This window comes from Ligilactobacillus ruminis DSM 20403 = NBRC 102161, from assembly GCF_900113455.1.
GTDB lineage: Bacteria > Bacillota > Bacilli > Lactobacillales > Lactobacillaceae > Ligilactobacillus > Ligilactobacillus ruminis.
The window spans coordinates 1-11,871 of the sequence record NZ_FOPI01000014.1; the positions used below are offsets into that span (position 1 = coordinate 1).

At 44.6% G+C, this 11,871-nt stretch carries 7 protein-coding genes and 1 other annotated feature; of the genes, 6 read left to right on the forward strand and 1 reads right to left on the reverse strand.

The genetic code is table 11. From position 1 onward, the window contains the following. Positions 1-553 precede the first annotated feature (553 nt). The 5 genes from BMZ95_RS05140 (at position 554) to BMZ95_RS05170 (ending at position 6,093) form a co-directional block, all read left to right on the forward strand. Entirely contained in the window at positions 554-1,423 is an 870-nt protein-coding gene (locus BMZ95_RS05140) for a DUF368 domain-containing protein (protein WP_046922629.1), read from the forward strand. 169 nt (positions 1,424-1,592) lie between these two features. Beyond that, on the forward strand, positions 1,593-2,495 hold the full coding sequence (locus tag BMZ95_RS05150; RefSeq protein WP_046922631.1) for a DUF7916 family protein: 903 nt from the start codon (positions 1,593-1,595) through the stop codon (positions 2,493-2,495). Positions 2,496-2,609: 114 nt separating this feature from the next. After that, positions 2,610-2,859: a binding site (T-box leader), on the forward strand. A 78-nt stretch (positions 2,860-2,937) separates the two neighbouring features. Further along, positions 2,938-4,089, forward strand: coding sequence for a YkvI family membrane protein (locus BMZ95_RS05155; RefSeq protein WP_046922632.1), 1,152 nt, complete (start codon positions 2,938-2,940; stop codon positions 4,087-4,089). 46 nt (positions 4,090-4,135) lie between these two features. Then, positions 4,136-4,795, forward strand: coding sequence for an HAD family hydrolase (locus tag BMZ95_RS05160; RefSeq protein WP_046922633.1), 660 nt, complete (start codon positions 4,136-4,138; stop codon positions 4,793-4,795). 293 nt (positions 4,796-5,088) lie between these two features. Beyond that, complete coding sequence (locus BMZ95_RS05170) at positions 5,089-6,093, forward strand: LacI family DNA-binding transcriptional regulator (protein WP_046922635.1); 1,005 nt, start codon at positions 5,089-5,091, stop codon at positions 6,091-6,093. Between the two features lie 281 nt (positions 6,094-6,374). Here BMZ95_RS05170 and BMZ95_RS05180 read toward each other — a convergent pair whose 3' ends face one another. After that, complete coding sequence (locus tag BMZ95_RS05180) at positions 6,375-9,398, reverse strand: beta-galactosidase, LacZ type (RefSeq protein ID WP_046922636.1); 3,024 nt, start codon at positions 9,396-9,398, stop codon at positions 6,375-6,377. A 284-nt stretch (positions 9,399-9,682) separates the two neighbouring features. Between BMZ95_RS05180 and BMZ95_RS05185 the strand changes: the two genes are divergently transcribed. After that, on the forward strand, positions 9,683-11,608 hold the full coding sequence (locus tag BMZ95_RS05185) for a sugar MFS transporter (protein WP_046922637.1): 1,926 nt from the start codon (positions 9,683-9,685) through the stop codon (positions 11,606-11,608). Positions 11,609-11,871: the final 263 nt, after the last annotated feature.

Genomic DNA, 11,871 nt, shown 5'->3' on the forward strand with positions numbered 1-11,871 from the left:
CCGTTCTGTTGGAAAGAAACGATGTCGTGATCTCCAAGAAAGCCATATTCAGTCCGGTAACCTACGCAAAAATGATCAAGTCCGAGACAGTTGCTGAACTCAAAAAATTGGCAGAGGAACAACAAAAACTAAGAGCTGCGTAAGGTGTATCACTCTTTCCGGAGCTGTCAAGGGAACCTCTTCGAGGTGCGCAGATGGCGCACCCTTGACAGCTCCTTCAAGAGTGATAGTGGACAGACATGGATGCATTCGCATCCCCTGCACAACTTGTGCCTGGGAAAAAATATTTTACACACAAATTAGGACTTGACTAAATACTTGTGAGCAACATGCTCATGAGATAAAATAAGCTGTCTGAATCAGCCTCGGGACTCGCGTTCGTCAATCGGAAATATTGGCTTTGTCGGCGAAGCGTTAAGCATTTTGCGCTTTTGGTCTGTGGAAGTTTCCTCTAAAACGCTGACTGATTTATTATAAAAAAATTAAGTTTCAGTTTAGATAAAATTTAGCTTATTATGGTACGATAAACCAATCATAAACTGGAGGAATTTAAATGATCAGACAAGGACTGAACGGGTTTTTGATGGCTCTTGCCGATAGCGTTCCGGGAGTTTCCGGCGGGACGGTTGCTTTTATCATGGGATTTTACGATAATTTCATCGGTGCGATTGATGACCTGATGCGAGGGAATCGTGTCCAAAAAAAGGCAGCCGCAAAGTATTTGGCAAAGCTCGGAATCGGCTGGGCAATCGGCATGGTGCTGGCGGTGCTGATATTGTCGTCTCTTTTTGAGAACCACATCTACAAGGTGAGCTCGTTGTTCATCGGATTCATTGCCGGTGCGATTCCGCTGATTGTCATTGAAGAAAAAAATCACTTCAAGAAGGGGCCAGGCAGGATTTTGTTTCTTGTGGCCGGCATGCTGCTGGTAATCATGATCGGAGTGGTCAACGGCAATGCTCCTTCTGCGGTGCTGAATCTTGAAAGATTCAGTGCGTTTGCTTCCGTCAAGCTGTTTTTGATCGGTGCTTTGGCTGTTTCCGCAATGTTTTTGCCAGGAGTTTCCGGTTCGACGATGCTGCTGATTTTTGGAGCATATATCCCCGTTATTTCTGCGATCAAGAGCGTCATTACGCTGAATTTTCAAGCTTTGCCAAGCTTGTTGTGCTTTGCCGCAGGAATCCTGTTTGGTGCGGCAACGGTTGTCAAAGTCATCAGAACCTGCCTGAAACGTTACCGTTCACAGACGCTGCATTTTATCATCGGAATGATGCTTGGTTCGTTTTATGCAATCGTCATGGGACCGACAACCCTTTCCGTTCCGCTTGATCCGCTGCGTTTTGAAAGTTTCAGCATTGTTTTTTGCTTGATGGGATTGGCGCTTGTGCTTGGGTTGCAAAGACTTAAAAGCAGACTTCAGTGATTTCGTTTGCTCCATTCGGTCGGCGATAATCCGGTTGCTTTTTTGAAGGCTTTTTGACAACGGGCAGCATCCGGGCTTCAATCCTGCAGATAATTTTGATCTGCAGGATGTTCTATCTTGCGGTTGAAAAGCAGTTCTTAAACGATGAAAGCAAAGAGGTGTGAAACATATGAAAAGATTGATCAGTGCCGACGTATCGGAAATATTGAAAATGAACTCAAAAGAACTTAAACAAAGCATCAAGGCATCGGATGGAAGAGTCGTTCTTTCGGAAAATTTTGCTCCGCGAGAATCATGGGTCGGCGAGATTACAAATGCAGAGATTGCGGCCTCGTTTGGTGCCGATCTGATACTGTTGAACGGTATTGACGTACTGAACCCTGAAATTGCGGGACTGCCGGATCAAAGCAAGGGTGAAAATCCTTTTGAAACGTTGAGAAAATTGTGCGGCCGTCCCATTGGGGTCAATTTGGAACCGGTTGATGCTTCGGCTGACATGATGGAAGAAAGATGCGAGATTGAGGTCGGAAGAACCGCGACTGAAACGACGCTTGAAAAAATCAATGAATCGGGAATTGATTTTGTTTGTCTGACGGGAAATCCAGGGACTGGCGTTACGAATGAAGCAATCATCGAAAGCGTCGGCAGAGCCAAGCGCAATTTTGACGGATTGATCTTTGCCGGGAAAATGCATAGCGCAGGCGTTTCAGAACCTGTAATCAATCTTGATTTCGTAAAGAGACTGATTGAAGCCGGGGCTGACGTGATTTTGATTCCTTCAATCGGAACCGTTCCGGGAATCACGCTTGAAATGGCTCATGATGCGGTTGAGCTTTGTCATCTTCATGATGTTTTGGCAATGAGCGCAATCGGTACGAGTCAGGAAGGTTCAGGAATTGAAACGATCAGATGGATGGCGCTTCAAAACAAGATTGCAGGCGTCGACATTCAGCATATCGGAGATGCGGGTTACAGCGGAGTCGCTCCGGTCGAAAATATTTTTGAACTCAGCAAAGCAATCAGAGGATTAAGGCATACGGTTTCAAAAATGTCGCGCTCCATCCTCAGATAAACGGGAATCAAAGCAGTTTAACAGCAAGGTTCGAAGCTAAATTACAAAAAGATTTGAAAAAAATAACAAAAAAGTGTTGAAACAAAAAGATACGTATGATAATATCATAAACAAGCAAACGTAATGAAGCGGAGTATTAGATGAAGACGCGTATCAAGAGAGCCGTTGGGTGGTGTAAAGCGGACATGCGAAATCGTTGAACTCGCCGCTAAACGGTGATTCTGAAATCAAGTAGGAATCGACGGGGTTGCCTCCGTTATCGTGGCATAGGTTGTTGGACCGAATGAGAGCACTGTATTTATCACAGTGAAGAAGAGTGGTACCGCGGAATGCCCATGCTAGCTTAAGGCCTTTCGTCTCTTCTGTCGTAGTAGTTGGACAGAAGAGGCGAAGGGTCTTTTCTGTCACATGATGGTTTGGCGGGAAATTTGGAGGTATCATAATGGATATACAAGCAGAAAACAAAAAGGAATTTGGAATTCCGAAATCAGCAATGGCAATTTTTTCAGTCGCATCCGTACTTTTTTCGGCCCATGCCGGCGGCGGATTCGCAACGGGCAATCAGGAAAATACCTACTTTGTCTCGCTTGGATGGTCCGGCATCATCAGTCTTGTTTTGGCCATGTTTCTTTTGACGATGACGATGCGAGAAGCGATGATCATGTACAACAAATTCAACCTTAAATCCCATAAGGAGCTGTTTGAAAAACTTTACCATCCGTTTGACAAGCTCGAAATTTTATTTGAGGTCTTTTTTGACATCATGGTCGTAATGGCAGTTGCCGCAGCCGTTTCAGGCGCGGCCAGCGCATTGCAGCAATACCTTGGCTGGAATTATTACGTCAACATCGTCATCGTAGGTGCCATTATTTTGTGTTTGACGATTTTTGGAGCCGGTGTCGTGCGTAAGGCAAGTACTTATATGGGAATTGCAATCATGTTTTGTGTTTTGATCATCTATATTGTCGGTATCAGAAAGGCTGGCAACTTCGGCGCCGTGATGTCTGCTTCATTTGCCAGGCAAGGGTTTTCGCAGGTTCCGCACGCAATCGGCAATGCCTTTACTTATGCCGGTTTTCAATGCGTAACGCTCCCGACGATGCTTGCTTGCGGTGCTATTTTCTCCGGCAACAAGAATCATGCTGAAGCAAAGTCAATGAACGTTTCATTTGTCATGAATACGATTGCGTTGGGGCTGGCCGTAATCATGCTGATGTGTTGGCAATCAACATACGGTTCAAGCGAAGCAGGCATGGTTTTGCCGACTCTGACGACATTGAAATCGATGCATATGGGCTGGATGATGGCAGTTTACGGCATCACGTTGATTCTTTGCTTAACGTCAACCGGCGTTACGACGACGTTTGCATTTGTTTCACGCTTTGAAAATTCCAAGATCTTCAGCAAAGTTGAAAATACGGTCAAGCGTCGCATGGCAATCTCTGCATTTATCATCATCCTGTCAATGACGATTTCTTTGGTCGGTTTGACGAACATCATCAAATATGGCTATGGCTACTGCGGCTATTTGGCAATCGCAATCGTCGTCGTTCCGTTCCTGACGGTCGGCGTCTATAAGAATCGCAGGGCCTGAATTTTAGGGTATAATGGATAAGTAAATAAATTCAGGAGGCTTTTCCATGTATCGTTACGCATTTTTTGATCTTGACGGCACGCTGACCGATTCTTCAGAAGGAATCATCAACTCCATTAAATATGCGCTTGAAAAAAACGGATATCCGGTTCCGGATGAAACGGAACTGTTGAAATTTATCGGACCCCCATTGGCAGATTCCTTTGCAGGTTATCTCAACCTTCCAAAAGATCAGGTCCAGGACATGGTTGACACGTATCGGGAATATTTTGCGGTTAAGGGATTATTCGAAAACCGCGTTTATGACGGTGCGGAATCAATGCTTGCAAAGTTGAAACGAGCAGGGGTGGAACTTGTTTTGGCGACGTCAAAGCCAGAGAAGTTTGCGCGTCAGATTCTCGAGCATTTTGAGTTGGACAAGTATTTTGAACACGTCGTCGGGGCAACGCTTGACGGAAATTTGGGGCGCAAATCAGACATTATCAAAAAAGCACTCAAAGATTTGAAAATCAAGGATCATCAACAAGTCATAATGATTGGCGATCGTGAATATGATATCAGCGGAGCCAATGATTCCAGGCTTGATTCGATCGGTGTTCTCTACGGTTTTGGAATGTATGAGGAACTCAGGCAGGCCGGCGCAACGCAAATTGCGGAAAGCACGGAAGAAGTTGTGAAATATGTGTTGGGGCAAGACGCGAATTGAAAGGAAAAGGATGAATCTTTTTTGTGGCGAGATGCTGCAAAGAAGATTCTTTTTTTGTTGGAAAATGCAGAGTGCTGAGCAGCATTGCTCATTTACATCATGGTATGAGAATTGTCATGCACGCAAAAACCGGATCAGATTTGCAATTGATTGCAAATCATCCGGTTCTTAATTTGAGGAAGTTTTTTTTCCGGCCTCTTTCAATTTGATGCATGGTTTTTTCAAGGACTGCATTTTACAAAAAAATATGTGCTAAAATTAAATAGTAAAACTTTTATCGAAAGGAAACAAAAATGGCAACCATCAAAGACATTGCAAAAAAGGCCAATGTTTCGCAAGCAACCGTTTCGCGCATCCTCAACTATGATCCGACTCTTTCCGTCAATGACGAAACAAGAAAACGCGTCTTTGCAGCTGCGGAGGCTCTCAATTATACAAAACACAAACAAAAAAACAGCCGCCATTATTCAGGAAAAAACGTTGCCGTTATCTTTTTTGGAAACCAGATTCAGGAAATCAACGATTCATATTACTATTCAATCAGAGACGGCATCGAAGAAAAGCTCAGCGAACAAAAAATCAATGCGGTCCTGTACTATGGCCACAGCGAATGGAACGGCATCGAAGACTGCATCGGCGTCCTCGTCCTTGGCGGAGATCAATATGCCAAAGATGAAATTTCCAAACTGAAAAAGCTCTCGATTCCCGTTGTTTTCGTTGATTCGAACATGCTGAAGGAAAACTTTTCATGCGTCTACTCCGATTTTTCATCAGTCGTCGACAGCATCATCAGCCATTTCATCGCCCATGGCAGCAAGCGCATCGGAATGCTCGCCGGAGAACTTCCGAACGTTTCCGGAACTCCGCATGACTTCAGACTTGGGGACTTCAAGCGCTGCATGAAAGACCGCGGACTGTATGACGACAAAAGAGTCTTTATCGGCGCATATGATCCTGATTCGGGATATGCTGCAATTCGTCAAGCTTTGAACTCAGTCAGCCGAAACGATTTCCCGGATGCGCTCCTGATTTCAAACGATGCAATGGCTATCGGAGCGCTGAAGGCATTTAAAGAAGCTAAGATTGACGTTCCAAAAGATGTCAGCATCATTTCGTTCAATGATACGATTTCGGCCCAATATGCCAATCCGCCATTGAGCAGCATTCGAATCGAATCAAACGAAATGGGCAGAAGGGCCGTTGACCTTTTGATCGACCGTCTCGACTCCCCCGACCGCATCCCGTATATGATCATGCTGGGAACAAAACTGATCTTGCGTGAAAGTTCCGTCAACTAGCTTCTGATTTGAATGAGATTGATTTAACAGGTGCTGCATTTGGCAAAATAATCATTGCCGTTTACGGACAAATTATCAAAAAAGGATGCTTTGTCCGTAAATTTGAGTGAGATCTTGTCAAAATCAGTTGAGCAGCACTGTATTTAAAAATGCCGAACGAAGTCAGTCGCAAATCGACCGCCTTCGTTCGGCATTTCGTTTAATTAAAGCGGGAAAAAGGACTTTTTACCCAGCCATATAGGGTAAGAAATAGTTTTTGCCTTTTTAAGCAGAGATTTGATTTACAATGCCTCAATGCTGAATTTGACTTCATATTCATTTTCAGACGGAAGCAAAAATTCGTCATGGACGGGTGCGCCCCAGGAATCATCACCGCCAACGCCCATTTGTGCTGCCAGGATTTTGACCCAGGTAAAATGAGTTTGCGGAAGTTCATAGTGATGCTTGGCAGCATCAAGTTCCATGGTGTTTACCGGAAGGACGCTGAATTCGAACGGTTTGTCGATTGATTTCAGCAAAATGCCGGAACCTTGTTCAGAGTAAATTCTGAGGTTCCTTGTCCCCATGTGATTGCCGGTTTCTTGCGGCATCAGATAAGGAGCCTTGTTTTTTTCTGCGTTGCTTTCAAAAAGTCCAAGACAGGCACCGTCAGTTCGATCGAGATAGCTTTCGTCAGGACCGAGACCATACCATGCAAATTGATTCATGGATTTTGGCAAAGCAAATTCCAACCCGAACTCCGGAAGAGGAGCAAGCCCGTTTGTGCCCGGATATTTAGCACAAACGATGATTTTTCCGTTGGCATCAATCGTGTACGAAACGCTGCATTTGACATCTGACGAAAGTGCCAGGCGGAACGTATACGTAACGGTGATGCTGTTTTCTTCACGTTTGACGTCAATATCTTGTTTTTTGGCATACTTGCCGGCAACTTCCCACTGAGAGAACTTGAAATCAGAGCCTGCACCGCGGTCGTTATCCGTCAAAGCACGCCAGAAGTTGAGCTGCGGTGCACGTTTGATGAGTTCCTTGCCGTTTTTTTGATATGAAACGAGACTTGCTTTGTCTTTTGACAAAAGAATGGAGAAATCGTCACCGACAACGCCGATGTTGAAGTCGCCCTCAACCGCAGTCAGTTTCTTTTGCGAAATTTTAAGGGACAAATCGGCTGATTTGACGACTTCTTGAGCCTTGCAGATTTCAAAACCGGCTTTTGCCCAAGGCAGATCTTTCTTGGTCATGCAGGAAACTTCATAAACGAGTTCGCCTTCTTCTGAAACTTTGCCCCAGTTAGGCGCAAACATTTTTTCTTCTCCCGGAGCGACCGCAAACTCAAGCGGTTTGCTTTCCCAAACTTTTCTGCCATCAGCGAGAATTTTGAGAATGAATGAGTATTCGTCGGTTTCAGCAAACAAGTTGTCATTTCTGAGCGTCAATTTTCCGTTCTCAAGTCTGAGCTTGATGTTTGAATAAAGGTCTTTGACGGTGCCGGCTTTTGGAGAAACCGTTCGATCTGCCAAAACGATACCGTTGCCGCAAAATTCGTAATCGGTCGGTCGGTCGTCGAAATCGCCGCCGTATGCGAGATATTCTTCACCATCCTCAGTTGAGGTCAAAATGCCTTGATCGATATAATCCCAAATGAAGCCGCCCTGATATTGCGGATATTTTTCAAGAGCGGTGTAAAGCTGCATTCCGCCGATGGAGTTTCCCATCGCATGCATGTATTCGCATGAAATGTACGGCTTTTCAGGATTGCTCTTAAGGTATGTTTCAATGTCGTCAGGCTTAGCGTACATTCTGCTTTCAATATCCGTGATCCGGTCGAACTCTCTGTTCCAAGTTACGCCCTCATAGTGAACGATTCTGTTTTGGTCATGTTTTCTGAAGAAATCAGCCATTGCTTCGATGTCTGTTCCGGCATAAGATTCGTTCCCGCATGACCAGATAAGAATTGAAGCATGGTTTTTATCGCGTTGGAACATATTGTCGGCACGGAACAGGCAGTTGTCGAGCCATTCTTCCTTATTTTCGGGGATATTCCACGAAGGTTCGCATTCACCGAGCTTTTGCCAGCTGCCGTGGCTTTCGAGATTCGTTTCGTCGATCAGATAGATTCCGTATTGGTCGCAAAGCTCATACCAGCGGCTCTGATTCGGGTAATGCGACGTGCGAACGGCATTGATGTTATGTCGTTTCAGAAACATGATGTCCCAAAGCATGTCTTCTTCGGTCACGCTCCGACCGGTTCTGCAGTCGAATTCGTGGCGGTTGACGCCTTTGAAGATGATGCGTTTGCCATTTAAAAGCATCAGTCCGTTTTTGAGCTCAAATTTGCGGAAACCGAGGTCAAGCGGGATGACTTCAAGCAGGTCGTTGCCATCGAAGACCTGGATTTTTGCAGAGTAAAGGTTCGGATGTTCAGCGCTCCAGAATTTGACGTCGAGATTTTCTGCGGAAAATGCAGAGCAGGAATCACCAAGGGCAATTTCCTGCGTCAAAAGAGGCTTTTCGTCTAAGTCGTAAACGGTGAGCCTGGCCGTTTTTTTCGATAAATCGTCACCGACGACATCCAATTTGATTTCTAATTTTCCCTTGTCATAATCGTCGGTCAAAGTTGCCGTGGCATTGATGTCTTTGATGTGGGTGCTTGGAATCGCAAAGAGCTCAACATCGCGGAACAGGCCGGAAAGACGCCAGAAATCCTGATCTTCGATCCAGTTGGCAGAAGAAAACTTCCATAATTCGACCGCAAGCTTATTGTCGCCGTCCTGCAGGAAATCGGTGATTTCAAATTCGTCAGGCGTGAAAGAGTCTTCGCTATAGCCGATGAAATGCCCGTTGAGCCAAACGTAAATCGCCGTTGAGGCACCTTTGAATGAAATGAAGGTGCGCTTGTTTTTCAAGCCTTCATTAACGGTAAAATGCCTGATATAAGAGGCAACGGCATTATGATTTTGTGGGATGGAATCGGGCCGAAGAAATTCGCTTCCGTCCCACGGATATTGCGTATTAACGTATTGCGGTTTGCCAAATCCTTGAAGCTCAAGGTGTCCAGGGACTTTGACGGAATCGAAACCGTTTTCGTTGAAACCTTGCTTATAGAAGTCTTTGACACGCAAATTCGAATCTTTCACGTAAGAAACCTTCCAGTTGCCGTTCAAAGATTGAACAAAGGACGAAGCACGTTGTTTGAGTTCAGCTTCATTTCTGTAATAATGATGATCGGAGTGAGGATCGATCGTATTGACTTTAAAAACGGTCGAATCCGAAAGCCAGTCCGTCGTGTATACCAAGTCTTGCATAACATAGCCACCTTCCAGTAATTTTTTACTAATTGTTTGCGTTTACATGGTTATTATAAGTGATTTCTGAGAATGGTGCAAGAAATATTTGGTAATATTTTTATTAATTGTTATGTTCCTTGAATATTGGTTTAAAAGCCTATTTGATTGAGCTTTTGCCTAACTGATGAGGATATTCAAAAAATTAATTGAAAAATTTTTAAGTAAATTCTTTACTTAAACAGGAAAATATTTTACAATAATTTTCGTAAACGATTTCATGAATTGATTTGGAGGCACAGACAATGGAAAATACTTCTTCAAAGCCTGAGAAGCAGGGCGGTCTTTTCTCAAAATTCGCTTTTGCCATGGGCAACATGGGGCATGCTGCTTTTTATGCAGCGCTCAGCAATTATTTCATCATTTTCGTTACTAGTGGCTTGTTTGTTGGATTGCCAAAAAACATTGCCAATAAGCTTATCGTTTTGATCACGACTCTGATTGTCGTAATCAGGGTCGTTGAAATCATGATTGATCCCGTTTTGGGAAACATCGTTGATAACACGCGAACAAAATGGGGCAAATTCAAGCCTTGGATTTTGTCAGGGACAATCGTCAGTTCAGTGCTTTTGGTCGTATTGTTTACGGGAATTTTTGGACTGGCGGAGAAAAATTGGATCTTGTTTGCCGTTTTATTCGTTATTTTGTTCGTGATTCTGGACGTGTTCTACTCATTTTCTGACGTATCCTATTGGGGCATGGTTCCCGCTTTGAGTGAAGACAGCGATGAACGCGGCGTTTATACGGCTTTGGGAAACTTTACCGGATCGATCGGTTGGAACGGTTTGACGATTATCGTCGTTCCGATCGTAACCTGGTTTACGTTTGCCGCAACGGGCAAGCATACTGAGGGTCCGCAAGGATGGGTTGCATTTTCGGTCATCATTGCAGCTTTGACCATTATCTGCATGACCATCACTGCATTTGGCACGCAAGAAAAAGATAACGTCATCAGACGTGCCTCTCAGAAAGAAAAGACGACCTTGAAAGGGGTCTTTACCGCCATTGTAAAAAATGACCAGATTCTTTGGGCAAGTCTTGCGTACTTCCTGTACTCATTGGCCAACGTTGTGACGAACGGCGTTTTGTTCTACTATTTCAAGTTTATTCTCGATCGTTCGGCAGAATATGCCATCGTCGGTGTCGTGGCAACAATTGTCGGCTTTTGCACGTCGCCGCTTTACCCGATTTTGAACAAGTTCATTCCGCGCAAGGTTTTGTTTTGCCTTGGTCAGGCTTGCATGATCGTTTCATATCTGATTTTTATCTTCTTTGGATCAAACATGACTCTTATCGTCATTGGTCTTGCTTTGTATAATTTTACTTTTGCACAACTTGTAACCGTTTTAACTTTGACTGACGCGATCGAATACGGACAGCTTAAGAACGGAGAAAGAAATGAAGCCGTGACGCTGTCGATTCGTCCGATGATCGATAAGCTGACGGGAGCCTTTTCAAACGGACTTGTCAGCTTCATTGCCATCACCTGCGGCATGACAGGGGCGGCAACGGCAGCCGACATGACGGCAGGAAACGTGCATACCTTTAAAAGTTTTGCGTTCTATGTTCCTTTGGTTTTGGCAATTTTGGCCCTGGTCGTGTTTGTGTCAAAAGTCAAACTGACTGAGAAAAAACACGCCGAGATCGTCGAAGAGCTGCAGCGAAAGCTTTCTGAGGGTCAAAACGATTCGGATAAAGAATGTGCCAAAAACACTGGCATGACAAGATTGGTTGCGCCAGCAAGCGGGAAGATCATGGACGTTGAAGAAATGACGAATGTTTTGAGTGAATTTCACGGCAGAGGTTTTGCGATTCGACCGCAGGAAGGAAAAATCTACGCTCCTTTTGACGGTGTGGTTCGGTTCACTTTTACGACCAGACACGTGATCGGGCTCGTTTCCGAAAACGGTTTGGAAATGATTGTTCATATCGGCATCGGCACGGTCAATATGCGCGGTCAAGGGTTCATATCGCATTACGTTGATGGACAAAAAGTTAAGGCAGGAGAACTTTTGATGGATTTTGACCGCGATCTGATTGTCCAAAACGGATATGACGACATTATTGTCTGTTTCTTTACACAGCCTGGCAGAATCAAAGAGATTCCAAGCGTTTCTTCAGGCGAAATCGTCCATGGCAAAAAGATTGCCGATGTTGAAGTGAATAAATAATGTTGATGATTTTAGATTGAGAAGAGGATTTTTCCGACGGTTGTGCCGGGAAAATCCTTTTTTTGTTTAAAAATGCAGTGTCGTGCAATGCACGTTCAATCAGTATTCCGGGTCGGGGTTGCGGACAAAACGTCGATTCTTGAGATGTGCCCGTAAAAGGCGGCTCTCGGTTACGGGCAAAATGTCGATTCTTGGGATTTGCCCGTAAAATGCAGTCTTCGGTTACGGGCAAAACGTCGATTCTTGGGATTTGCCCGTAAAAG

Bases quoted from the DNA above. Each gene is read 5' to 3' on its own strand.
- BMZ95_RS05140 (WP_046922629.1), top strand. From the start codon at position 554: ATGATCAGACAAGGACTGAACGGGTTTTTGATGGCTCTTGCCGATAGC.
- BMZ95_RS05150 (WP_046922631.1), top strand. From the start codon at position 1,593: ATGAAAAGATTGATCAGTGCCGACGTATCGGAAATATTGAAAATGAAC.
- BMZ95_RS05155 (WP_046922632.1), top strand. From the start codon at position 2,938: ATGGATATACAAGCAGAAAACAAAAAGGAATTTGGAATTCCGAAATCA.
- BMZ95_RS05160 (WP_046922633.1), top strand. From the start codon at position 4,136: ATGTATCGTTACGCATTTTTTGATCTTGACGGCACGCTGACCGATTCT.
- BMZ95_RS05170 (WP_046922635.1), top strand. From the start codon at position 5,089: ATGGCAACCATCAAAGACATTGCAAAAAAGGCCAATGTTTCGCAAGCA.
- BMZ95_RS05180 (WP_046922636.1), bottom strand. From the start codon at position 9,398: ATGCAAGACTTGGTATACACGACGGACTGGCTTTCGGATTCGACCGTT.
- BMZ95_RS05185 (WP_046922637.1), top strand. From the start codon at position 9,683: ATGGAAAATACTTCTTCAAAGCCTGAGAAGCAGGGCGGTCTTTTCTCA.